The organism is Hominisplanchenecus murintestinalis (genome assembly GCF_943193015.1).
GTDB classification, from domain to species: domain Bacteria; phylum Bacillota; class Clostridia; order Lachnospirales; family Lachnospiraceae; genus Hominisplanchenecus_A; species Hominisplanchenecus_A murintestinalis.
This window is the reverse complement of the sequence record NZ_CALPCM010000040.1, coordinates 1-24,290: the sequence shown is the minus strand read 5'-3', so window position 1 is coordinate 24,290 and position 24,290 is coordinate 1. Positions and strand designations below refer to the sequence as shown.

The following is a 24,290-nucleotide window of genomic DNA, read 5'->3' as shown; positions in this document are numbered from 1 at the left end:
CCAAAAAGGTATGGTGTCTTTAGTTTTAAAGCATTTATAGCAGTTTTGGTAAAAATTCAAATTTGCTCATTTATAGTATATAAAAATCGTCAAAAGCCTTATTTTACCTACTATTCCTGTGATTGCCCTATTTTATTTCTGTTCGGTAACAAAGTATAATCTTGCCTTGAAAATAAATCCTATTCCTATTTCGATATTCCATTTTTTAATCCAATGCGTAAATACATCAGATACATCCTTTCCGTAAAAAACTGCTGCCCTCCAAAATGTAAACCATCCCGACATACAAAAAGACACCACTACCTATATCCCTATAAGTAATGATGTCTTAAATTTTTACTATATCAAGGCTCGTCATTTGTCGTAACTATGTCGTAAAATACAAATATCCGCCTTTCAAAACGCCTGTAAATGCCTTGTTTTCGGCATTTTACTTATCAATGCTCTTCATCGTCGGGAACAGCAGCACGTCTCGAATCGCTGCCGAATCCGTCATCAGCATACACATTCTGTCGATACCGAACCCGATACCGCCTGTCGGCGGCATACCAATCATAAGTGCATTCAGGAAGTCCTCGTCGGTATGGTTGGCTTCTTCGTCTCCCTGGGCGAACTGTTCTTCCTGTGCTGCGAAGCGCTCGCGCTGGTCAATGGGGTCGTTCAGCTCGGAGTAGGCGTTTGCCATTTCCCAGCCGTTCATGAAGAATTCAAAACGCTCTACATATTCGGGATTTTCCGGTTTCTTTTTGGTCAGAGGTGAGATTTCAATCGGATGATCCATAACAAATGTCGGCTGTACCAGATGTTCTTCTACAAATTCCTCAAAGAACAGGTTCAGGATATCGCCTTTCTTGTGCCGCTCTTCATACTCAACATGATGTTCTTTTGCAGCTGTCCTTGCTTCCTCCAGTGTATGGATTTCATGGAAATCTACGCCGGAATATTTCTTGACGGCGTCTACCATAGTGATTCTCTCAAAAGGCTTTCCGAGATCCATCTCGATTCCCTGATAGGTGATCGTAGTCGTCCCCAGAACTTCCTGAGCCACATGGCGGTACAGGCTTTCGGTCAAATCCATCATTCCATTGTAGTCGGTATATGCCTGATAGAGTTCCATCAGGGTGAACTCAGGATTGTGTCTGGTGTCCAGGCCTTCGTTGCGGAATACGCGCCCGATTTCATAGACACGCTCCAGACCGCCGACAATCAGTCTTTTCAGAGGCAGTTCCAGAGAAATGCGGAGCTTGAAATCTTCATCCAGCGCATTGAAATGCGTCTCGAAAGGTCTTGCTGCCGCGCCGCCTGCATTTGCCACGAGCATAGGTGTTTCTACTTCCATAAATCCCTGGGCATCCAGATATTGACGAATACTGCTGATGATTTTCGAACGCTTGATAAAGGTGTCCTTTACTTCCGGGTTCATAATCAAATCCACATAACGCTGGCGATAGCGGATGTCTGTGTTGGTCAGGCCGTGAAATTTCTCTGGCAGAATCTGCAGGCTCTTGCTCAGAAGGGTTACTTCTGAAGCATGGATAGAAATTTCTCCGGTCTTTGTGCGGAATACTTCGCCTTTTAACCCTACGATATCGCCGATATCCATTTTTTTAAATGCTTTATATTCATCTTCGCCAATGCTGTCCCTTGCTACATAGGACTGAATGTTTCCGGATAAATCCTGGATATTACAGAAAGATGCTTTTCCCATGACACGTTTGGACATCATACGTCCTGCCAGAGATACAATCTGTCCTTCCAGTTCATCGAAGTTGTCTTTGATATCCTTGCTGTGATGGGTTGCGTCATACTTTGTAATCTGAAATGGGTCTTTTCCATTTTCCTGTAAGTCCGCCAGCTTTTCGCGGCGTACTTTTAAAAGCTGGTTTAAGTCCTGCTCCTGTACTTTCTTCTGTTCTGCCACTGTCTTTTCACTCCCTAATTTGATCTATGAATTCCAAGGACTTTATATTTCATAAGCCCTGCTTCTGCCTCGACGGTAATTTCATCGCCGACCTTTGCACCAATCAGCGCTTTTCCTACGGGAGATTCGTTGGAAATCTTACCCTGCAGGCTGTTGGCTTCAGAGGAACCTACGATTTTAAATTCCATTTCTTCTTCAAATTCCTCATCATATACTTTTACCAGACATCCTACGCTGATTTTGTCCAGATCAACTTCATCCTCTACGATAACTTCTGCGTTTTTCAGGATTTTCTCAATTTCCTCAATACGTGCTTCGATGTCTCTCTGTTCGTCTTTTGCTGCGTCATATTCGGCGTTTTCGGAAAGATCCCCCTGCTCCCGTGCCTCTTTGATTTTTTCAGCGACTTCTTTTCGTTTTACGACTTTCAGGTCGTGCAGCTCTTCTTCCAGGGCTTTCAGTCCTGCATAGGTCAATAAATTTTTCTTTTCTTCCATTTTAGTCCTACACCCTTTCAAATTTCTTAAAAAAAGGTAAGCCGGTTTCCCAGCTTAACAGTCACAGTATTATAGCCCATTGGCGGTAAAATGTCAAGATTTTGAGCGCAGGAATGGACGCGGCGGAAAAGAAATATTAACGGGAAATGTCATATTTGTAATACACAAACTTTATTGTTTTGATTTGAGACAGATATTATAATTTTAAAATATAAAGCATATAAAAGCATGAATAATATGAAAAAAACACAAGAAAGGAGAGCGTGGATAGAGACATGCGCTATTCATGTAAATGTGGAATATGGAAAATTTTAGGAGCGGAAGGCTGTCGGATTATAATTATGAGCTTGTTGCGTCAGTTTCAGGTGAAGAGGTCAATGGTAAGCTAAAAGAATATTTTGACAAAGCGGATGCCGTAAAGAAGGTTTATGTCCTGGATGACGGAAACAGCAATTATTATCAGGTGGAGGAGGGGAAAGACTGCTCGGATCTTCCATCTACCTATCCGGACAACGTGGCTGCCCTGACGAAGCAGAAAGGCGCGCTTTATAACGCGCTGGATGGGCTTCAGTTATTTTCGAAAGAGGCAAGTGAGGAGAACGTTAGAAAAGCGTACGATGATTATTACCTGGCGTATGGGATTTATGCGGAATACGGGCTTCCACAATGCTTTTCAGACGAAGAGATAGAAGCCTTTCAGATTCTTGAGTTCCTGGAGACCCTGGACGTGAACCAGTCTTACGTGCTGTATAATTTATGCTTCCGAAATATTTCGGTGTTTGAGATTGGAGAGAATCACAGAAAGGTTTCCCTGAAGATGGCGTGCCAGCCACAGACAGGCGGCATAAAAAAGGCGTGGAGGTTCCAGTATCGGTTTAACATGAACTTTAGGCAGGCCATGTTTGGAAAGCTGCCGGTTCCGGTACAGGAGAGAGTACAGAACCTGGCGGCGCCGTTATGGGAAGGAACGGAAAACGGGGATGTAGATGATATTTTCGACATTTCCAATCTGGTTATGATCCTGAACAGCAGGACGGCGACAACTACGCCGGTGATCGAAGGGCTTTCTGAAAAGGCGTCGGATTTTGTGACGGGCGTATTTGTCCATCACTTTTTTGATAAGCTTGAGAGAGATGAGCAGACGGTTTTTGGGCGTGTCATTACTCCGAAAACAGGCGAGGAAAAGTACCTCTTTACACCAAAAAAATTTACGCTGACGGTAGATAACCCGACGTTCGGGACGCCATCGTACGACTCGGCGCAGACGATGTTGAACTATATCGTGATGTGCGGCGATAAAAATATCCCGCCGCTGAAAAAGTTTTCATGGAGATGGCTGGAAGCTTCCGAGCGGGGAAAGCTTGGCGGCGTTATGGAAATTAACAGGGATTTGCTGTTTGCAAGGGTATGTGAACAGTTTAAGCGCGAGATTCTGAGCAGGCTAAGGCTGGAAGTGAATGCGTGGATGGAGAAGCAGACGGTAGGGTTTACCTACTGGCTCGGTATTCAATCAGCTTCCGGGTATGACGCGGCGCAGTTCCTTCTTCAGCCGGACGGGTCCTATCAGTACTGTTATTCTCATGAGAAATCCAGCGAAACGGTTTACGGGTGGATACCTCCGATTTTTGCGGCTTCCGGTTCACTGGCGGCAAAATATTCGGTGGCGTGTAATGCCAGAGGCGGAGAGATAACAGTGGATAACGTAAAGTATCCCGCCCTTATCTTTGACGCAAGGGTTGTAGGATGGCTTGACGTGGTGTATGACGGCGGGCACTCTAAGGGGACAATCTATGACGCTGATTTAATCTTTTCTCTGGGAATCGCGCTGGATGATTACGGGAACATCAGCTTCAAGAAGACTTTTGAACTGAAAGAAAATAAGACAACAATGGATAAGAGCGGATGGGCGGAATTTGCAAGCGTTGGAGGGATTGATTCTACCGTGGATGGCTTTACAAACTATTTGAAAAAGTGGATCGGAGAATTTAATGGTTTTGCAAAGTCAGGATTCTTAAATAACTTTTACACAAAAATGTGCTGGGTAATGCCCGGAAACAGTACCTTTACCTACAGGGATGAAGGATTTACCAAAGGGCATGATTTTTACGCGATGATTAAATATGTGCAGGAATAGGGGGAATGGGAATGAAAAGAATAGAAGTTTCTTCGGAGCTGGCGGATTATTTTGTGCCGTTGACGGCAGTGTGTTTTGAGAAGGATATAGAATTGCTTTGTACGGAAGATTTTTTTGGAATGCTGAGTATCGGAACAGATAACAGGTTGTATTTGTACTATGGAGATTACGGAAAGGCGGCCAGGTTCCAGAAAGCGGATATTACGGGGAGCCTGGGAGGAAACGTAAAACGTATGGCCGCTATGCAGGCGGAAAATGGGAAAGAATTTATCATCAGCGTGATTGCGGGGGAAGAGCTTTATTATGCCGTGACGGACACGCCCCAGAAACCTGCATGGAGGCGGGTGGATTTTTCGGAAGCGGCGTCCGGAAGAGCGTATATCCCGGAAGATGTCTGCATAAGCGCGTTTTCGGATCAGATTATTCTGGCGGCGGAGCTGAAAGATAAGGGCACAGGTAAGACGGAGGAGTTTTTTGTGGAGTCTGATTTGGCAGGCTCAAGCCTGAAATATTACCCGTGCGCGGCAAACTTTGAGACGATAAAGGCTTCGCTTTTGGGACAGGCTGTATCCCAGAGAGTGCCGGGAATCTATACCTACGGGAATTATGCCGGGACGGAGCAGATTCTCTATACGCCTGTAAGAAATGTATATCAACCGGGAATTATGCCAAGTCCGTTTCGGCTGGCGGCGGATAGAGGAACGGATGCCATCAGCCTGGTTCCGCTCTCAGAGGACGACTGTGATTATCCGGGGACGCATTTATTTGCGGGGGGAGGGGGAAAGCTATTCTTTTATCCGTTCCGGAATCAGGTGGACTGTATTCGGCATCCAGAGAAAGGGCCGACTTTGATTGCCCGGTCAGATTCTTTCAATCAGATAAAAAAGATGGAGTCTTATTATGATGGGACGAAATTGTATGTGTGGATTCTGAACGAAAGTGGGGAACTGCTGTATCTTTGCGCGGACACGGAGAAAGGGCTTCCTGTTTCCTTTAGCGCGCCCCTGCTGTTCCGGGAAAATGTGCTGCATTTCGGGGCAAAGCCGGGAAAAATCTTTTTGTGCGAATCCTCGAAAGGGATGAAACTTACGATTGGGGAATATAATAGAAATTCCGGCGTCTGGGATTTTTCTTCGGTGCTGATCGACGGCGGGCTAAGCAAAAAGATGGAACCGGTTAAGATTCCGGCATATATGACAAAAGCTATCGTGTACAGGGAGAATGGAGCCATTTCTGAAGGGACGAAAGTCTGTGTGACGGCGCTGGACAATGCGGAGGCTTATATAAACGGCATATACCGCAAGTTCGAGAAAGGGAAAACGCTTACGTTTCGGACAAATGAGCAGGGGTGCGTGAACATTGTGCAGGTTGCGAAAACATCTTTAATGGCTGTCTCCTATGAAATCAGCCTGGCAGAAAATAAGGCTGATGGAATCATATGTGAGGACCCGTCGCGAAAGGCGCGTGAAAAGCTTATGGGATTAGATACGCCGGAGAAGATAAAAGCGGCCCAGATTGTGGATATTCATGGAAATGCAAGGCCGTTTATAACAGGGGTGTCGGAAAGTGATCTTGAACATACGGCGGCGATCGTAGGAAAGCTGAATACGGTTCAAAATATGCTGGCTGCGCCTTGTGATATGAATGGGATGTTTGCCTGTAGAGAGGCGGACAGCTTTATTACAGATTTCTTTGACGCTGTCGAGGATGCGTTTAATTATGTGAAAGGCAAGCTGATCAAAGGGTTTGACATTTTCATTGACGCCGTAACAAAGACCTGGAACTTTGTCATCAAAATCGGGGAGAAAATCATAGGATTTGTGATTGACACCGCAGAGCAGATTTATAGCTGCATCGTTAAGGTCTTTGAGTATATCAAGGCAGGGATTGAGAAAGTCATTGACTGGCTGAAGTTCGTATTTAATATGGACGATGTGGTCAGGCTGAAAAATACGATGAAGCAGTTTGTAAAGCTGTCACTGAAAGCGGCGGCGGATAAACTGGAATATGCCAGAGGGATAGCGGATCAGGAAATCCAGGGCACGATAGAGAAGATTACGGAGTGGGGCGGCATTGATGAACCGAAGATTGAGCCCGCGGGGGAAAAGGAAGGGTATCAGCCGGACTCAGGGAATATGTATCTGTTTGATCTTATTTTCGGGAATCTCCAGCCGAAATTTGAAATACCGGCTATGGAGATTTCGGGAGAGGCAAAGAAAGCAGTTGCCAGAGTTTCCGGGCTGTATGCAGAGATGCAGACAGAGATGAAAGGATACGCTGGAAACATGCTGGATACGGTGACGGATGCCCTGGAGCACATTGATTTCTCCGACGTGAATACGATTATGGCGGCATTGAAAAAGACGGCTGCCGTACTGGCGGTTACAGGCCTGGAGATTGTAAGGAAAGTTGTTGACGCGCTATTTGAGCTTCTGGAGACAGTGCTTTCCTCAATCTTTGAGTATCTGGACGCCCCGGTGTACCTTCCGTTTATTTCAGAGGTGCTGGAGCTGTTTGGCATAGACGAATTTTCAGTGCTGGATATTGTAACGATTGTCCCCGCGTTTCTGACGAGCGTCATTTATAAAATCATCAAAGGAAAGCCAGTGGTTGACGAAACAGTTTATACACAGATTATGGATGCACGGACAATCGAAGAGCTGAATTTTGGAGATGATGCCGCTGACGCGCTTGGGGATCTGCCGGCCGGCGGGAAAAAGACAGGCGTCCAGATATGTAAAATCTGCCTGTTTGGGGTTTCTCTGACGGAAACGATTCTGACCGGGGTTCTCTATGCGACTGTGGGGACGGAGACGCCGCCGCTGTATACGAAAATCTCCACATGCCTCGGGGCGGCAGATTTTGCGTTTTCTATGATTTCGGGATATGTGTGCTATTCTCCTATGACAGAGGCGGCAGATGATTTGGACACCGCGATCAGCATCTATACATATGCATGGATCGGAAAATCCATGACGTTCCTCCTGGGCGGGATCTTGCAGATACTGGAGGAGATGACAGTGGAAGAGAAGCTGAAAACAGGGTTGAAAAAGGCAGCGAATGTATGTAATATAATTGCTGGAGGGATTTCCCTGGTGGGACTTGCCGCGGAGATTACAGCATGTGTCATGGCGGCCCGCGTTTTGGCGGACACCCATGACAAAAAGATAGATAAGGCAATTTTCCTTACAGAAGATGTGGGGTATATGGTAGATGACGTAAGAAATATCATGGATGTATGCACAGTCTTTTTCAAAGAAGAGGAGCCTGTAAATGCTCCGGTGCCGCCCTGGTTTACGGTAATCCGGACGATTGGAAGCGGTGGGTACTGTCTGTCGCAGCTAGCTTCCCTGATGATCCTTTCGGAAGGATAAGTGTATGTGGTTCTTCTTATTTAAATCCATGTTTCCGCCGAAATACTAAGTATAAAATACATGTATGTCAGGGGGGAGAAGCAATGGGAATGGAAATGATGGGGAATCTAAACCAGCAGGCGAAAATGGCAAAGATGCAGCAGGCATGGGATATGAAAAAGTCAGGCACGCTTCCCATAATGGGAAAGACAGGGGCTTCGGTTTTTAAGACGCTGGCGCCTGAGAAAAAGAAGACAAGTGATGCAGAAGTTAAAAAGAGGATATCAAAAATTAAAACAAAGCTAAAATCAGGCGCGAAGCTTGGCGCTGCGGACAAAGCGTTTCTGCGTAAACATGCACCGGAGCTTTACCGAAAGGTTCTGGCATTGGAAAAAGAGCGGGAGGCTTACGAGGAGCGTCTAAAAGAGTGCAAGACAAGGGATGAAGTGGAAGAGGCCAAGCTGCAGAAAAAAGGTGAGATGTCTTCTACGATGAAAGATACAGATCCGGAATTTGCCATGATCCGCATGGCGCAGATGACTGCGGCTGAAAGTGAAGCGGCTCCTTCGGTGAAACAGAAGCCCTGGCGTTATGAAATAGAGCAGGAAGAACAGCAGGAGAAAAGTGAAGCGGTGGAGAGGCTGACGGAGAAAGAGCTTGAAAACCGCAGACAGGAAAAAAGCAGGGAAGAAGGGCAGTGGGCAGGAAGGGAAGAGGAAGCTTTTTCGGATGAGAGATTTAAAGATATGCATATTGCAGCTATACGCATGATGCCGTCTTCAGAGCTGTCGGATGCAGCAGCGGATTATACAAAGGGACAGGCCGCATACCAGGCATCGGCTGGAATGGAAGGCGCAGAGCTGCCGGAAGCTGAGACAAAAAAAGAAAAAAGAGGCTGAGAATATTTCGGGATTAACAACAAGAAGAGAACTATGCCGTTGGTGCCAGGTACGGAACACCGATGGCATAGTTTTCGTATGGCAGGACAAAATCCGTGTTATCGGGAACGGTTTGAAGCGTAACGAATTTAGGACAGGAAGATGATAAAGATGGAAAATAAATTAGTAATAGGAATACTGGCTCATGTGGATGCCGGGAAAACTACATTATCAGAGGGAATGTTGTACCTGGGGGGAAGCATACGGAAAATGGGGCGTGTGGATCATGGGAATGCTTTTCTGGATACGTATGCGCTGGAGCGTGCCCGCGGCATTACGATTTTTTCCAAGCAGGCTGTATTGAATATGGGAAAATGGGTAGTAACGCTTTTGGATACGCCTGGGCATGTGGATTTTTCGGCAGAGATGGAGCGTACACTTTCGGTATTGGATTACGCGGTTTTAGTGATTAATGGCGCGGACGGGGTACAGGGGCATACACAGACTTTGTGGCGGCTTCTGCACCGTTATAGGGTTCCGGTGTTTCTGTTTGTGAATAAAATGGATCAGGAAGGAACGGATAGGGAAGCGTTGATGGAGGAGCTGAAACAGCGTTTGGATGATTCTTGTGTGGACTTTACAGAAGAGGAGGCCAGACTTGAGAATATTGCTATGTGTGAGGAGGCGGCGTTAGAGGAGTACCTGGAGACGGGAGGGATAGCCCAGGAAGAAATATGCCGTATGATTGCAGAAAGAAAGGTGTTTCCGTGTTACTTTGGCTCGGCGCTGCGTATGACGGGCGTGGAGGAATTTATGATGGGTCTGGCGAAATATGTACGCCTTCCGGTCTATCTGGATGGGTTTGGGGCGCGGGTATTTAAAATTTCCAGGGATGAGCAGGGAAACCGCCTGACCCATATGAAGATTACAGGGGGGAGCCTGAAAGTGAAGGAGCTTCTGGAAGTTGGCGGGGACAGGGAAGAGAAAGCAGACCAGATTCGGATTTATTCGGGGACGCGCTATGAGGCGGTTTCGGAGGCAAAAGCCGGGACGGTATGTGCAGTGACAGGGCTTTCACATACCAGGCCGGGGCAGGGAATCGGACTGGAAACAGAGACGGCAATTCCGGTGCTGGAACCGGTTCTGACATATCGGATGATATTTCCGGAAGAATGCAGTGTCCACACGATGCTTCCGAAGCTTCGTGAACTGGAAGAGGAGGAGCCGGAGCTTCATATCGTATGGGACAAGGAGTTAAATGAAATCCATGCCCAGCTGATGGGAGAAGTGCAGATTGAAGTGTTGAAAAACCTGATTGGGGAGAGGTTTGGCGTGCAGGCAGAATTTGGCGAGGGAAATATCGTATATAAAGAAACAATTCTGGAGCCTGTAGAGGGGGTCGGGCACTTTGAGCCACTGCGTCATTATGCGGAGGTACATCTTCTGATGGAGCCGGGAGAGCGGGGAAGCGGCCTGCAGTTTGCCACGGCCTGCAGCGAGGATATATTGGACAGGAATTGGCAGAGGCTGGTGCTTACCCATCTGGAAGAAAAAGAGCACAGGGGTGTGTTAACAGGATCGGCAGTTACAGATATGAAGATTACCCTGGTGTCTGGAAAAGCGCATTTGAAGCATACGGAAGGCGGGGATTTCCGTCAGGCAACGTATCGTGCTGTGCGCCAGGGATTGAAAAAAGCGAAGAGCATTCTGCTGGAACCATACTATGACTTCCGTTTGGAGGTTCCGGCAGAGATGGTGGGACGTGCGATGTCGGATATCCAGCGTATGAACGGCATATTCGAGCTGCCCGGACGGGAAGGAGAGATCTCGGTGCTTACAGGAAGCGCGCCAGTGGCAGAGATGCGCGGCTATCAGACGGAAGTGTCATCGTACACCCGTGGCCTGGGGCGGCTGAGCTGTACGTGGAAAGGCTATGAGCCATGCCATAATGAGGAAGAAACTGTTCTGGCTCTGGGCTATGATCCAGAGAGAGATTTGGACAACCCCACGGGGTCAGTGTTCTGTGCACACGGAGCCGGGTTTGTGGTAGAGTGGGACAAGGTAGAGGAATACATGCACCTGGAAAATGTGCTGCCATCTAAAGAAGAGACAGAGCCGGAGATTCCGGCTGCCGTCTCAGGAAGGAGCCGCAGCGCTGGAAGCCGGAGGGAGGAAAAGGAGCTGGAGGAAATTTTTACCCGAACCTACGGCGCAGTGAAACGGCAGCTGCCGGAAGCGGGAAGGCGTGTAGTTTCTGCGCCATCTTACCGCTCGCCGAAACGGGCGAAAGAAATGGATGAATATCTGCTGGTAGACGGATATAATATCATTTTTGCCTGGGAGGATTTGCGGGAGCTTGCCGAGAAGAATATCGACGGCGCTCGTACCCGTCTGATGGATATCCTGAGTAATTACCAGGGCTATAAGAAGTGCCGGGTAATTCTGGTGTTTGACGCCTATAAGGTAGAAGGGAATCCGGGGGAAATCATTAAATATCATAATATTTATGTCGTGTATACCAAAGAAGCTGAGACAGCTGACCAGTATATTGAGAAAACGGTTCATGCAATCGGGAGAAAATACCATGTGACAGTGGCAACGTCGGACGGGCTGGAGCAGGTGATTATCTTGGGACAGGGCGGGCACAGGATGTCGGCACAGAATTTGCATGAGGAAATAGAGATTGCAGGAAAGGAAATCCGTGAGGAATGTGAAAAGCTGCCATCAGGAGGGAAAAACCTGCTGTTTGCCGGGCTGGATGATGAGACAGCAGAATATATGGAGGACGTGCGGCTGGGGCGCAGAAAGGTACAAGATAGTTCGGAAGATTGATGAGAATGTCATAGAAGAAAGCAGCACAGGAAAGTTAAATTTCCTGCGCTGCTTTTTAACGTCCGGATATACTCTACGGTCTTTTATGATTTTACGATGCTGATACCGATACCATAAGCGCCGGGACCGATGTGGGCGCTTACACTTAAAGAAAGGGGATCGTACTGGACATCTACGCCGGGAAAAGCCTGAGAAATTAAAGATTTCCACTCAGCGATTTCTTCAGGTGTCAGTCCTGCTCCGGCAGCATCCACGCGAACGCGGGAGAGGTCAGCGCCCTCGAACCTGGTTTTGTAATCATCTACAATGGCGTCTACCATGCGTATCCTGCACTTTTTCATCCCCCGGATTTTGGCGAAGGCATCCAGCTTTCCTCCCTGGATCGTAAGCACAGGCTTGATATTCAGTACAGTTCCGAGAGCGGCGCCTGCCGGAGTGACCCTGCCGCCTTTTTTTAAATAGGTCAAAGTATCTACCGCGATATAAATAGAAGAGTCATATGCCCGTGCTTCCAAATCCTGTTTGATTTCTTTTGCGGACATTCCGCTGTCAGCCATTTGCTTTGCTTCGATAACAGAAGCTTTCAAGGTAATGGAGATGCGGTGATTATCTACGACTGCAACTTTGCCCTCATAGTCATTGGCAAGCCCCAGCGCTGTTTCACAGGAATTGCTCAGTCCGCTGGACATAGGGATATGAACAATTTCATCATATCCTGCTTCCAGAAGCCTGTCCCACAAATCCATCACATCTCCGGGAGAAGGCTGCGAGGTGGAGATATCTTTCCCGGCAGCCAGGCCGGCGTAAAATTCCTCATCGTCTAAATCGATGCCTTCAAAACGAATTTCCCCGTCAATAATTACAGGCATGGGAAGCAGAAAAATACCCATTTCTTCCGCTTTTTTTTGTGAGATACCGCTGTTGCTGTCAGTGATAATAGCTGTTTTCATTTATCATATCCTCCTTATTTGAAACGCGAAGCTGAAATCTTTTTAAATTGTTTTGATTGTAACACTTCGCGGCTTTGAATTCAAGCATGCGGAGGATTTTTAGAGGACTGGCCGGAAGATTGATGGAGTTTGTTCAGGTAGGCTTTTAAAATCATATTGATATATTGCGACAGGGAACGGTCGTCCTCGTCAGCCAAATCCTTTAGTTCTCCGACAATGTTGTGGTCAATGGTAATGCTTACTTTTGCTTTTAAAGGTTTCATAGATGTCTCCTTTCAAGGATTTCTTCGTTAGTATTAAGATATCCCATGAATTTATACTCACAATATACCATTGAATAGCGTCTGCTATTGCGGTTTCAGGCGAATTCATGTAAAGTAGTTTTGGAGATTTACAAACAAGTAATAGAAAGATTTAGGACGAGATAATAAGGAGGGGAAAGATGAAAGATATACAGGAATGGGCAGAAATGGGAGATACAGAGTTTTATTTTCGCTATCTGCGCGATGCAGGTGTAGAAGAACTGACAGAATTTCTTGAAATGTTCCCGGAATTTCTGGAAGACGATTGCCAGTTCTTACAGAATGGGATATAGTAGAGACAGCAGATAACTTATGGAAAAGACGGAGGCGCAAGATGGATGTTGAAAAATTATTGCAGCAGGTAAAAGACGGAAAGGTATCCATCCGGGAAGCGGCGCAAGATTTAAAGAAGCTGCCCTATGAGGATTTAGGTTACGCGAAAGTGGATCACCACCGCAGGCTGCGCACAGGAGCAGCAGAGGTAGTATTTTGCCAGGGAAAGGCAGACAGCCATCTGTGTGGGATTTTTGAAAATTTTTATGAGAACAGAAGAAACGTGCTGGGGACACGGGCAAGCGCCGGGCAGTATGAGATGCTTCATAAGAAATTTCCAGAGCTGCGCTATGATCCGGTGGCACGGATTGTAAAAGCGGAGTTTGAGGAGAGGGAGTTACAGGGAAATGTGGCAGTGTGTACGGCAGGTACGGCGGATATTCCGGTGGCGGAGGAGGCGGCACAGTGCGCAGAGTTTTTTGGGGCAGGGGTTAGCAGATATTATGATGTGGGCGTGGCAGGAATCCACAGGCTGCTGTCTAAGCGCGAGGAAATCTGCCGGGCGAACTGTGTAATTGCCATTGCGGGAATGGAGGGCGCACTGGGGAGCGTGCTGGCAGGGCTGGTGGACAAGCCGGTGATTGCAGTGCCCACATCTATCGGATACGGGGCGAATTTCGGTGGTGTATCGGCGCTTTTGAGCATGTTGAATTCATGTGCAAATGGAATTTCTGTAGTGAATATTGACAATGGTTATGGCGCGGCGTATATTGCGGCTCAGATTAACCGTCTTGCACTTGGAAAAGGCGGGCGTTAGCAGACAGGGATGCAGGAGGCAGAGATGAGGACTTTATATTTGGAATGCTGTTCGGGAATCAGCGGGGATATGACAGTAGCGGCTCTTCTGGATTTAGGGGGAGACAGAGACGGACTGCTGGCGATGCTGGAAGGCATGCCGCTTCAAGGTTTCCATGTGGAAATCGGGCAGACGGAAAAATGTGGGATGGCGGCATGTGATTTTGACGTTATTTTGGATGAGCATCCCCATGAGCACCGCCATCTGGCAGGCATTTATAAGATTATTGAAAATACGGATACATCCATCCGGGTAAAGCGGCTGGCAAAGAGGATGTTTGAAATTGTGGCGGAGGCAGAGGCGAAGGCTCATAAAGTTCCGGTGGAGGACGTACACTTTCATGAAGTGGGGGCAGTGGATTCCATTGTGGATATCATGAGCGCAGCATATTTGATAGAAAGCCTGAAAATTGACAGGGCAGTGGTTTCAGAGCTACACGAGGGCAGCGGGCAGGTGCGGTGCCGGCATGGCATTCTGCCTGTACCCGTACCGGCAGTGGTAAATATTGTGCAGGAATGGGGGCTGGCGCTGCGGCTGACAGAGACGGAGGGCGAAATGATAACTCCGACGGGGGCGGCAATTGCGGCAGCGCTGTGTGAATATGGGGGCAAGATGCCGGAGGGCAAACCACAGGGGAAGTTGCTGCGTATGGGAGCAGGCGCAGGAAAAAAAGATTTTCCGCACGCAAATGTCCTGCGTATGATGCTGTTTGAAGAGAAGACAAATACAGACCGGGAGACGGGGCAGGAAACGGCTTGGGAAGCAGCGGGGGATGGTGATTTGTGGATGCTCGAAACAAATATAGATGACTGTACCGGGGAAATGCTGGGGTATGTCTCGGAAATTTTGCTGGAAGCTGGGGCGAGGGATGCATTTTTTACGCCTATTTATATGAAGAAAAACCGTCCGGCATATATGTTGAGCGTTATGTGCGGCGGAGTGCAGAGGGAGTGCATGGAAAGCCTGATTTTCCGGCACACGACAACGATAGGGATTCGTAGATATCGGGTGATGAGGAGTGCACTGGAACGGTGGGCAGATACGGCAGATACGTCTTATGGTACGGTAAAGATAAAAAGGATTGTAAGGCCGGACGGCATATGCAGTATGCCGGAGTATGAGAGTATCCGTGAAATTTGCGCCCGGACAGGAGAGGGGTTTTCAAAAGTCTATGAAACGGTAAGGAATGAGGTGGAACAGACGCTGAAAGGTGAGGGAACAACATGGAGAAGCGATTGAAACTGCTAAGAGAGAGAATGGACAAGCTGACGAGAGAGGATAGCTGCGTAGCATTTTCCGGGGGCGTGGACAGCAGCCTGCTTTTGAAAACGGCGGTAAAAGCTGCGGATAAGAATCATACAAAGGTCTATGCGGTAACGATAAGGACGCGGCTGCAGCCAGGGGAAGATATGGAGATTGCAGCCCGGGTGGCGGAAGAATGCGGCGCAGAGCATGTTGTCCTATATCTGGACGAGAGCCGGGAAGAGAGAATCCTGGAGAATTCGAGGGAGCGCTGTTATCATTGCAAGTCTTTTCTTTTTCAGGGACTAAAGCATTGGGCTGAGAAGCGCGGCGTAACGGTTCTTTTGGAAGGTTCTAACCGGGATGATTTGGAGGTATATAGGCCGGGACTGCGCGCCGTCAGGGAACTTGGGGTACAAAGCCCGCTGGCAGAGCTGGATATCACGAAAGCGGAGGTTCGCCGGATGGCGCAGGCGCTGGGAATTTCAGTGGCAGGCAGGCCATCTGCCCCATGCATGGCCACACGTCTGCCCTACGGTACGCGTCTGGACTTTGAAGTTCTTGACAGACTGGCGGAAGGGGAGAGAAGGATGCGCAGTCTGGGCTTTGGTGTAGTTCGTCTACGCCTTCACGGAGACATTCTGCGGCTGGAGGTGGCGGCAGAAAAGCTGGCGGACGTTGTGGCGCAGCGGGAAAATGTCACGGCAGCGCTGCGGGAACTGGGATTTCATTATATTACATTGGATATGGAGGGCTTCCGATCAGGAAGTATGGACTTATGGTAAGAAAACATTTATATTTTTCAGGTCAGGTGCAGGGAGTGGGGTTCCGTTACCGTTCGGCGTGGATCGCGCAGTCCTTAGGGCTGACAGGGTGGGTATCAAATCTGTGGGACGGGCGGGTAGAAATGGAAGTGCAGGGGGATAAGCATGCGATAGAAAGGATGATTCAGAGCCTGTATGACCAGAAGTATATACAGATTGACTTTATTGAATCTGACGAACTTCCCCTGAAAGTATCCGAGCGAAAATTCCGGGTGGTATAAGTGCATAAAAATACTCCCGCAGCTTCGCGCCTTTGCGATAACCGCGGGAGTATAAGGGGGAGGATAAGTATACTATCGTTTTATCTTTGGTAGTAACTACAGTATAACCCAAGAGAAAGAGTTTATACAGGAAAATGAAAAAAATCAGGATAAAGGATAAAATTTAAAAAAGCACTTGACTTTTCCTGATGAACGATGCTATAATGACCAAGCTGGAAAAAACAGTAACGATGCGTGGCTCAGCTTGGTAGAGCGCTGCGTTCGGGACGCAGAGGTCGCAGGTTCAAATCCTGTCGCATCGATGATAAGAATCATGGAAACAGGGAGCATGTGAGATATGTTCCCTGTTTTATTTTGTGTTTTTATAAACCCATAATAAATAGCGAAAAAAATTGTTGACACACTTGGGCATGTGTACTATAATATCTCAATGTGACGAAGCATGTAAACGTCTAGCCATAGCCCCGGTATGACGGTTTACGATAGAAGAAGCAACAGTTAAATTATCAAGGAGGAAAAACCATGAATAGTTATATGGCTAGTCCAGCAACAATTGAGAGAAAATGGTATGTAGTAGACGCTACCGGATATACATTAGGACGTTTGGCTTCAGAAGTAGCAAAGATTTTAAGAGGAAAGAATAAACCAATCTTTACTCCGCATATAGATACAGGCGATTATGTAATCGTGACAAATGCAGAGCAGATCAAAGTTACAGGAAAGAAGCTTGAGCAGAAGATTTATTACAGGCATTCTGACTACGTAGGCGGTATGAAAGAAACTACCTTGAAAGAAATGTTAAATAAGAAACCTGAAAGAGTAATCGAGCTGGCAGTTAAAGGAATGCTTCCGAAAGGACCTTTAGGAAGGCAGATGATTACGAAACTTCACGTATACGCCGGACCGGAGCACAAACATGAAGCTCAGAAGCCGGAAGTATTAACATTTTAATAGGAGGTAAAGAACATTGGCTAGTGCAAAATTCTACGGTACAGGAAGAAGAAAAAAATCTATTGCAAGAGTATATTTAATGCCGGGAACAGGTAAGATTACGGTTAATAAAAGAGATATTGACGATTACTTCGGTCTTGAGACACTGAAAGTTATCGTTCGCCAGCCTCTGGTAGCTACAGAGACGGTTGATAAGTTTGATGTTTTGGTAAATGTACATGGCGGCGGAACTACAGGACAGGCCGGGGCTATCAGGCACGGTATTTCCAGAGCGCTGCTTCAGGCAGATGCAGATTACAGACCGACACTCAAGAAAGCCGGATTCCTTACAAGAGATCCGAGAATGAAAGAGAGAAAGAAGTACGGTCTCAAAGCGGCACGCCGCGCACCGCAGTTCAGCAAGCGTTAATCGGCTGTCGGGAGCGTATCAAAATTGCTCAAAAACCCCGGAAAATCAAGGTTTTCCGGGGTTTTCTTATACCCAAACAAGCTGATATAGTTTGACCTGATTTGACACAACGAGAGCCATTTTCACCCAATTTTTAGTGGTTAAAAATAGGACAACCGGCAAAAATGGAGGTAAAAAACGGGCTTAGTGGTTAAAAAATAGGACAACCACAGCCCTGATTTCGGGGTATTTCAGAGGCGATTTTTACTCCCTCTCACCCCTCAATTTATACGAGAACAGTTTGGCGTAGTTTGACCGAATTTGAATAATTGAATATGATTTTAATGCAGGCACTCAGTATTTTTTGCTGGGTGCTTTTTGCGTTTCCGGGGAACTGTATTCCGGGATCAGAAAAAGCCGTCACTTTTCAATTTATGAAGTGGCGGCTTTTTCTATTTCCAGAAGCAACCACAACGAATTAGAAACGAGGTGATTATCTTGAACACGCAAATCATCGCCATCGCCAACCAAAAGGGAGGTGTGGGCAAGACCACAACCTGTGCCAACTTAGGGATTGGGCTGGCACAGGCGGGAAAGAAAGTGCTGCTCATTGACGGGGACCCGCAAGGGAGCCTGACCATCAGCCTGGGCAATCCCCAGCCGGATAAGCTGCCCTTTACCCTCTCTGACGCAATGGGCCGCATCCTGACCGATCAGCCGGTCCGCCCCGGCGAGGGGATTCTGCGCCACCCGGAGGGCGTGGATCTGATGCCAGCGGATATTCAGCTGTCCGGCATGGAGGTGTCGCTGGTAAACGCTATGAGCCGGGAAACGATTCTGCGGCAGTACCTGGACACCGTAAAGGGGCAGTATTCCCATATCCTCATAGACTGCCAGCCCTCCCTGGGTATGCTCACCGTCAACGCCCTGGCCGCTGCCAACAGGATTATAATTCCCGTCCAGGCGGAGTACCTGCCCGCCAAAGGGCTGGAACAGCTGCTCTCTACGGTGAACAAGGTCAAGCGGCAGATCAACCCGAAACTGCAAATAGACGGTATTCTGCTGACAATGGTGGACAACCGCACTAACTTCGCCAAAGAGATTGCCGCCCTGCTGCGGGAAACTTACGGCAGCAAAATCAAGGTATTCGGCACAGAGATTCCCCATTCTGTCCGGGCAAAGGAAACCAGCGCGGAGGGCAAGAGCATTTTCGCCCATGACCCAGGCGGCAAAGTGGCGGAGGGCTACGCAAATCTGACCAAGGAGGTGTTGAAACTTGAAAAGCAGCGCGAAAAAAGTAGAGCTGGCATCGGTCGATGATCTGTTTACCACCGAGGAAAGCCGCGCCGACGCGGGGCGGGAAAAGGTGGTAGAAATCTCTTTGAGCGAGCTGCACCCGTTCAAGGGACACCCCTTCAAGGTCAAAGATGATGATGCCATGATGGAAACAGCGGACAGCATCCGGCAGTACGGCGTTCTGGTTCCGGCGATTGCCAGACCCGACCCCAGCGGCGGCTATGAGCTGGTAGCCGGACACAGGCGGCATCGGGCCAGTGAACTGGCAGAGAAAGAAACCATGCCGGTGATTGTCCGGGATTTGGACGATGACGCCGCCACGATTATCATGGTTGACAGCAACCTGCAAAGGGAAAGCCTGCTCCCCAGCGAGAGGGCCTTTGCCTACAAGATGAAATTGGAGGCCATCAAACATCAAGGAGAACGGTCGGATTTAACTTCTCGCCAAGTTGGCGAGAAGTCCAGCACTTCTATTCAGCTTGTCGCAAATCAAGCTGGTGAAAGTCAAAGGCAGGTGCAACGCTACATCCGCCTGACCGAGTTAATCCCCGAACTGCTGAACATGGTGGACGAAAAGAAAATTGCCCTGAACCCGGCCTATGAGCTGTCCTTTCTCAAAAAGAAGAACAGACCCAGCTTTTGGATGCGATGGACAGCGAACAGGCCACCCCCTCCCTTTCCCAAGCCCAGCGGCTCAAAAAATTCAGTCAGGAGGGGCATCTGTCCATAGATGTAATGCGGGCGATTATGGGCGAGGAAAAGAAAAGCGATCTGGACAAGGTGACGTTTACCTCCGACATCCTGCGGAAGTATTTTCCCAAAAGCTACACCCCTGCCCGGATGCAGGAAACCATCATCAAACTGCTGGAACAGTGGCAGAAAAAGCGTCAGAGAGATCAGGAACGCTGAAAGGAGCGCCTATGAGAGATCACGTTGCCAGGGAGTTAAAGGGCCACAACATACTGGCTGTGGAACGGTTTCAGGATAAGACCTGCTGGATGATCGAGTTTTCCGTTCTGCGGCCCCGTACCGCCTATGGCGCACCCGGCGATGAAATGCGCCTGTTTCTGGACGAGGACGGGTATCAGGCCGCTCTTACCAGCCAAACACGCCGGGACATCAAAATCAAGCGGTATGCCCGCGTCATTGAGGGGCATATCCTGGACTTCAAACCCAAAAAGAAACGTCACCCGTAAACCCGACAAATTGAAAGGAAGGAATGAGTATGTGTACCGTTAAGGAAATCAGAGAAGCCATCCGGGAGGACTGCCGCTCCCAGCGAAACATGGAAACCATTGAGATTGACCGGATTTTTCAAACCCTGACGTTTCCGCAGTTAGAGAGCCTGTTTGACAAACCGCCCATGCCGCCGTTTTTTCACTGGTACAGGCAGAAGTCAGCCAGCAAATGAGCGCCGCAATCTTTTTTACGGGATTGTGGCTTTTTTCATGCCCTGGGAAACGAAAGGAGTGCAGAAAATGGCCGTTTTTCGAGTAGAACGCACACAGGGATACACCGTCATGAGCAACTATCATCTGCGGGACAAGAGCCTGAGCCTGAAAGCAAAGGGCCTACTGTCCCAAATGCTCTCACTGCCGGAGGATTGGGACTACACCCTTTCCGGCCTGGCTGTTATCAACCGGGAAAGAAAGGACGCGATCCGCTCCGCAGTTAATGAGCTGGAAAAGGCGGGGTACATCAAGCGCCGCCAGACCACCGACGCGGGCGGTAAGTTCAGCGGCAACGAGTATGTGATTTATGAGCGTCCGGTAACAGAGGAACCGCCCGCCCAACCGTTGTTGGAAAAACCGTTGTCGGGTTTTCCGACAACGGATAATCCGGCAACGGGAAAACCGTCAACGGAAAATCCAACGCAAATAAATATAGAGAAATCAAATACCCAAAAATCAATTACTGACGGATCAATTACCGATTCCATTCCCTTCCGGGGAACGGCGGCAAAGCCACCGGAACCGAAGCGAAGGGAAACGATGTCACTCACAGAGATGGAAAGTTATCGGGAGCTGATTTTGGAGAATATCGAGTATGACTGCCTCAAACAGCGGTTTGGGACCTATCGGGAGGACTTGGACGAGATCGTGGAGCTTCTGGTGGAAACCGTCTGCGCGAAGCGTAAGACCACCCGGATTGCCGGGGCGGACTTCCCCCATGAGGTGGTGCGTTCCCGCTTCCTGAAGCTGGACAGCTCCCACATCGAGTTTGTCATGGACTGCCTGCAAAAGAACACCACTGAGGTACGGAACATGAAACAATACCTTTTGACGGTGCTGTTCAACGCGCCCACCACCATGAGCAACCATTACACCTCACAGGTCAACCACGATATGTACGGCGGCTTCTGAAAGCTGGCCGTTTTTGTCTGCCCGGAATTGCCGGGAGAAAGGAATCTGTTATGAAACGACCGCTTGCGTATATCACCGCTCCCTGGAGCAAGAACCCCCATGAAAACGCGGCAAACGCCGCCAGCTACTGCCGCCAGGTGTATGACGCCGGATATTCCCCGGTCTGCCCTGTTTTGTTCCTGCCGCTGTTTTTGAAAGATGAAATCCCCCAGGAACACAAGGACGGGATCGACATCGCCAGAGATTACCTGCGCCGCTCCCATGTGCTAGTGGTCTGCGGGCACTCGACCGATGAAACGGTCAAAAACGATATTGCCACCGCTGAACGCCTGCGGATCACCGCCACCACGCTGGACGGGATTCTGACGGTGAAAGGCCAGGGCCGGGAGAAAGGGGGCGCACACCATGCCTGAGCAAAAGACCATCGGCCAGCTGATGGAGGAAATGCGGCTTAAAGCCGGGGCGCGGGAGTATTCCGGCCATAGTTACATGGACTTAAACCGGTTCGCGGAGGACACCCGGCACATGATTATTTTTGATACCCTGACCGCTGATTCCCCTGTTGGCTGGAAAGGGGAACGCAGCCGCGCCTTTCTCACCGAGGAGGGATATAAAAAGTCCCTGGAACGCCAGGAACAGGGGCATATCAGGATTGTGAGCCATGCGAAGGTCCGAAACGGAAACCTGCGCTATGACCGGCAAGACCAGCTCCGATAGAGAAACCATGCAGAAAATCCATAGAGAGGAGGCGAAACACCCATGCAGGACGAAGTGGAAAGCAAAACCCTGACGCTCATTGTCAGCGGCACAAAGTTCACCGGCAGGCTGTTCAAAGCGGCGATTATGAAGTATCTGGCGCACCTGAAAGAGCAAAAGATGCAGAAACAGCGGGAAAAGGGCGCGGAGGTCAAGCCCCAGGGAAAGCAGACGGTGAAGCAGCTCATCGGGCAGAACCAGGGCGTGTCCAATCTTGAGATCACAGACCCCTCCATCAAGGCGTTTGAACGGGTTGCCCGGAAGTACGGCGTGGATTACGCGGTAAAGAAGGACCGCAGCTGCTCCCCGCCCAAGTATCTGGTCTTTTTTAAGGCCCGCGACGCGGACGCGCTGACCTCCGCGTTTACCGAGTACACCTAGAAGAAGGTCCGCAAGGCGTCCCGCCCGTCTGTGCTGGCGAAGCTGAATCAGTTCAAGGAGCTGGTGAAAAACGCGGTGGTGGACCGCACAAAGCGAAAGGAGCTGGAACGATGAAAAAGCCCTTGAACATCAAGAAGCTCGTTTTGCTGAACCTGCCCTATATCCTGATGGGGCTGTTTTCCACCAACTTCGGGGAGGCGTGGCGGATGGCCCAGGGCGCGGACGCATCGGAAAAGGCGCTGTCGCTAATCTCCGTCCTTCCGGCGGCGCTCGGAAGTTTCTGGCCCAGCTTTCACCCGCTGGACCTGCTGGTCGGGCTGTGCTGCGGCGCGGCGCTCCGGCTGGCTGTTTACCTGAAAGGCAAAAACGCCAAGAAGTACCGCCCGAATATCGAGTACGGTTCCGCGAGATGGGGAAATTCCCAGGACATCGCCCCTTATGTCGATCCGGTATTCCAGAACAATGTAATCCTCACCCAGACGGAACGCCTTACCATGAGCAGCCGCCCCAAGGACCCCAAGACCGCCCGCAACAAAAATGTGCTGGTAATCGGTGATAACGTCATAATAGGACTAAGTCCAAGTGACTTCAGAAAAGAAGGAAGCCACAACGGCTTAGTCCATTTTAGTTTAATAAGTCAATAAGACCGGTCTTAGATGCGGCCCAGAGCATTCCGAGATCGCACACTACAAAGATCGAAGGAGGCAATCTATGACAAAGAAGAATAGGAGCGTCAAGGTTTACGGCATGAGCGGTTACAAGTACCAGTCCACGCCGACAATCATGCTCAAAGGGAATTGGTTGAAGGAATTGGGGTTTGAGATCGGAGATTATATCTCCATAAGTTGCGAGAACGGGAAACTGGTCATCACGCCTGACATTGAGAGGGCAGAACTGGCCAAGGCGGAAGCAGAGTTCATGGAGCGTGAGACGAAGGCTCTGCAGAAGAAATTCCAGAAGGAAAAGGAAAGACTCCACCTGCAGTTTGTGGCAGAGAGAAAAGCCGAATATGGCGTTGCAGAGGGGGTGTGATTTATGGGGAGAATCATTCTGGTAGGAGCCACAAAGGGCGGCGTTGGAAAGAGCGTGAGTACATATAATCTGGCATATTCGCTGGCAAGCATGGGGAAGAAGGTACTGGCTGTTGATTTCGACAGCCAGGCAAATCTGACCACCTGCTTCGGTGTTGAGGATACGGCGGCACTTCCGGTCACAATCGGGCATCTGATGATGGCACAGATTGACGATGAAGAGCTTCCGGAACCGTCGGAATATATCATGAGCCGAAATGGAGTAGATTTCATTCCATCGTCTATGGTTTTATCGGCGGTGGATGCCAAGCTCCGATTGGAAATGGGAGCAGAGAGGATGCTGGCGAACATTCTGGATCCGCTCAGAGAATCATATGATTATCTGGTGATAGATACCTGCCCGGCACTTGGAGCTCTGACGATCAATGCTTTAGTAGCAGCGGATGGGGTAGTGATTACGGTCAATCCGCAGCTCTTGGCAATGATGGGCTTGCAGGAGTTTCTGAAGACCATCAAGAAGATCAAGAACCGCATTAATCCGAAACTGGAAGTAGAGGGGATTCTGCTTACCATGTGTGAGGCAAGGACGAATCTCTACAAGGTGATATCAGAGCAGGTTGCGGAGACGTTCGAGGGGCAGATCAGGATCTTTGAAAGCAAGATTCCGAGTACCGTAAAGGTAGGTGAGAGTGTTTATTACAGTGAGCCGCTTCTGGAATATGCGCCGCAGACAAAGGCCTGCAAGGCTTATCTGGATTTTGGAAAGCAATTTGGTAATATGTCAAGAGGAAAATGAAAAAGATTTTCGTGAAAAAGGGTAACCTTAATAAACCTACGGCCC

At 48.9% G+C, this 24,290-nt stretch carries 22 protein-coding genes, 1 tRNA gene and 4 pseudogenes; 23 read left to right on the top strand and 4 right to left on the bottom strand.

Annotated features, from left to right (window positions below; translation table 11 throughout):
- Positions 1-442 precede the first annotated feature (442 nt).
- Both lysS and greA read right to left on the bottom strand, forming a co-directional pair.
- A pseudogene (gene lysS / locus NFR99_RS12100) lies at positions 443-1,921 on the bottom strand (lysine--tRNA ligase); the annotation flags it as partial.
- A 14-nt stretch (positions 1,922-1,935) separates the two neighbouring features.
- Positions 1,936-2,418 (bottom strand): transcription elongation factor GreA, encoded by a 483-nt coding sequence (gene greA / locus NFR99_RS12095; RefSeq protein ID WP_120485680.1) that lies wholly within the window; start codon positions 2,416-2,418, stop codon positions 1,936-1,938.
- A gap of 301 nt (positions 2,419-2,719) precedes the next feature.
- Between greA and NFR99_RS12090 the strand changes: the two genes are divergently transcribed.
- From NFR99_RS12090 to NFR99_RS12075, 4 genes are all read left to right on the top strand, one after another.
- On the top strand, positions 2,720-4,552 hold the full coding sequence (locus NFR99_RS12090; protein WP_251353737.1) for a hypothetical protein: 1,833 nt from the start codon (positions 2,720-2,722) through the stop codon (positions 4,550-4,552).
- 11 nt (positions 4,553-4,563) lie between these two features.
- The gene (locus tag NFR99_RS12085) at positions 4,564-7,926 is read left to right on the top strand and encodes a hypothetical protein (RefSeq protein ID WP_251353736.1); all 3,363 of its coding nucleotides are present in this window, start codon (positions 4,564-4,566) and stop codon (positions 7,924-7,926) included.
- A gap of 83 nt (positions 7,927-8,009) precedes the next feature.
- A complete protein-coding gene (locus NFR99_RS12080; RefSeq protein WP_251353735.1) occupies positions 8,010-8,804 on the top strand; it encodes a hypothetical protein in 795 nt (264 codons plus the stop codon).
- A gap of 141 nt (positions 8,805-8,945) precedes the next feature.
- Complete coding sequence (locus NFR99_RS12075) at positions 8,946-11,615, top strand: NYN domain-containing protein (RefSeq protein ID WP_416388341.1); 2,670 nt, start codon at positions 8,946-8,948, stop codon at positions 11,613-11,615.
- Between the two features lie 83 nt (positions 11,616-11,698).
- Here NFR99_RS12075 and NFR99_RS12070 read toward each other — a convergent pair whose 3' ends face one another.
- Positions 11,699-12,565 carry a DegV family protein gene (locus NFR99_RS12070; RefSeq protein WP_251353733.1) on the bottom strand — a complete coding sequence of 289 codons (867 nt, stop codon included), beginning with the start codon at positions 12,563-12,565 and terminating at the stop codon, positions 11,699-11,701.
- An 80-nt stretch (positions 12,566-12,645) separates the two neighbouring features.
- Positions 12,646-12,828: a toxin-antitoxin system protein gene (locus NFR99_RS12065; RefSeq protein WP_120485686.1), complete on the bottom strand. Its 183-nt coding sequence runs from the start codon at positions 12,826-12,828 to the stop codon at positions 12,646-12,648.
- Between the two features lie 179 nt (positions 12,829-13,007).
- Here NFR99_RS12065 and NFR99_RS12060 point away from each other — a divergent pair, with 179 nt between their 5' ends.
- From NFR99_RS12060 to NFR99_RS11970, 19 genes and pseudogenes are all read left to right on the top strand, one after another.
- Positions 13,008-13,160 carry a hypothetical protein gene (locus tag NFR99_RS12060; protein ID WP_158604968.1) on the top strand — a complete coding sequence of 51 codons (153 nt, stop codon included), beginning with the start codon at positions 13,008-13,010 and terminating at the stop codon, positions 13,158-13,160.
- A 41-nt stretch (positions 13,161-13,201) separates the two neighbouring features.
- On the top strand, positions 13,202-13,957 hold the full coding sequence (gene larB, locus NFR99_RS12055; RefSeq protein ID WP_120485687.1) for a nickel pincer cofactor biosynthesis protein LarB: 756 nt from the start codon (positions 13,202-13,204) through the stop codon (positions 13,955-13,957).
- 24 nt (positions 13,958-13,981) lie between these two features.
- Complete coding sequence (larC, locus tag NFR99_RS12050) at positions 13,982-15,235, top strand: nickel pincer cofactor biosynthesis protein LarC (protein ID WP_120485688.1); 1,254 nt, start codon at positions 13,982-13,984, stop codon at positions 15,233-15,235.
- Positions 15,220-16,023, top strand: coding sequence for an ATP-dependent sacrificial sulfur transferase LarE (gene larE / locus NFR99_RS12045; protein ID WP_251353732.1), 804 nt, complete (start codon positions 15,220-15,222; stop codon positions 16,021-16,023). Before larC ends, larE begins: the two co-directional genes overlap by 16 nt.
- Positions 16,017-16,283 (top strand): acylphosphatase, encoded by a 267-nt coding sequence (locus NFR99_RS12040; RefSeq protein WP_120485690.1) that lies wholly within the window; start codon positions 16,017-16,019, stop codon positions 16,281-16,283. Before larE ends, NFR99_RS12040 begins: the two co-directional genes overlap by 7 nt.
- Before the next feature lie 228 nt (positions 16,284-16,511).
- Positions 16,512-16,585 (top strand) — tRNA-Pro (locus NFR99_RS12035).
- 220 nt (positions 16,586-16,805) lie between these two features.
- Positions 16,806-17,234, top strand: coding sequence for a 50S ribosomal protein L13 (gene rplM, locus NFR99_RS12030; RefSeq protein ID WP_120485691.1), 429 nt, complete (start codon positions 16,806-16,808; stop codon positions 17,232-17,234).
- A 16-nt stretch (positions 17,235-17,250) separates the two neighbouring features.
- Positions 17,251-17,643, top strand: coding sequence for a 30S ribosomal protein S9 (gene rpsI, locus NFR99_RS12025; RefSeq protein ID WP_120485692.1), 393 nt, complete (start codon positions 17,251-17,253; stop codon positions 17,641-17,643).
- Between the two features lie 477 nt (positions 17,644-18,120).
- Positions 18,121-18,942, top strand: coding sequence for a ParA family protein (locus tag NFR99_RS12020; protein ID WP_004054666.1), 822 nt, complete (start codon positions 18,121-18,123; stop codon positions 18,940-18,942).
- Positions 18,899-19,827: pseudogene (locus NFR99_RS12015) on the top strand (ParB/RepB/Spo0J family partition protein). Before NFR99_RS12020 ends, NFR99_RS12015 begins: the two are co-directional and overlap by 44 nt.
- A gap of 11 nt (positions 19,828-19,838) precedes the next feature.
- Positions 19,839-20,114 carry a DUF5720 family protein gene (locus NFR99_RS12010; protein ID WP_251353731.1) on the top strand — a complete coding sequence of 92 codons (276 nt, stop codon included), beginning with the start codon at positions 19,839-19,841 and terminating at the stop codon, positions 20,112-20,114.
- A 29-nt stretch (positions 20,115-20,143) separates the two neighbouring features.
- Complete coding sequence (locus NFR99_RS12005; RefSeq protein WP_330642198.1) at positions 20,144-20,329, top strand: hypothetical protein; 186 nt, start codon at positions 20,144-20,146, stop codon at positions 20,327-20,329.
- Between the two features lie 67 nt (positions 20,330-20,396).
- Positions 20,397-21,281 (top strand): DUF6017 domain-containing protein, encoded by an 885-nt coding sequence (locus tag NFR99_RS12000; protein WP_251353729.1) that lies wholly within the window; start codon positions 20,397-20,399, stop codon positions 21,279-21,281.
- Between the two features lie 50 nt (positions 21,282-21,331).
- Positions 21,332-21,694 carry a DUF7768 domain-containing protein gene (locus NFR99_RS11995; RefSeq protein WP_004070646.1) on the top strand — a complete coding sequence of 121 codons (363 nt, stop codon included), beginning with the start codon at positions 21,332-21,334 and terminating at the stop codon, positions 21,692-21,694.
- Positions 21,687-21,998 carry a DUF5720 family protein gene (locus NFR99_RS11990; RefSeq protein ID WP_004054655.1) on the top strand — a complete coding sequence of 104 codons (312 nt, stop codon included), beginning with the start codon at positions 21,687-21,689 and terminating at the stop codon, positions 21,996-21,998. Before NFR99_RS11995 ends, NFR99_RS11990 begins: the two co-directional genes overlap by 8 nt.
- 42 nt (positions 21,999-22,040) lie before the next feature.
- Positions 22,041-22,532 (top strand): annotated as a pseudogene (locus NFR99_RS11985) (PcfB family protein).
- A pseudogene (locus NFR99_RS11980) lies at positions 22,529-22,972 on the top strand (VirD4-like conjugal transfer protein, CD1115 family); the annotation flags it as partial. The pseudogenes NFR99_RS11985 and NFR99_RS11980, both read left to right, overlap by 4 nt.
- Before the next feature lie 157 nt (positions 22,973-23,129).
- Positions 23,130-23,450 carry a SymE family type I addiction module toxin gene (locus NFR99_RS11975; protein ID WP_251353728.1) on the top strand — a complete coding sequence of 107 codons (321 nt, stop codon included), beginning with the start codon at positions 23,130-23,132 and terminating at the stop codon, positions 23,448-23,450.
- A 3-nt stretch (positions 23,451-23,453) separates the two neighbouring features.
- Positions 23,454-24,245, top strand: a complete 792-nt coding sequence (locus NFR99_RS11970) for a ParA family protein (RefSeq protein WP_251353727.1) — start codon at positions 23,454-23,456, stop codon at positions 24,243-24,245.
- The last annotated feature ends 45 nt before the right edge of the window (positions 24,246-24,290 follow it).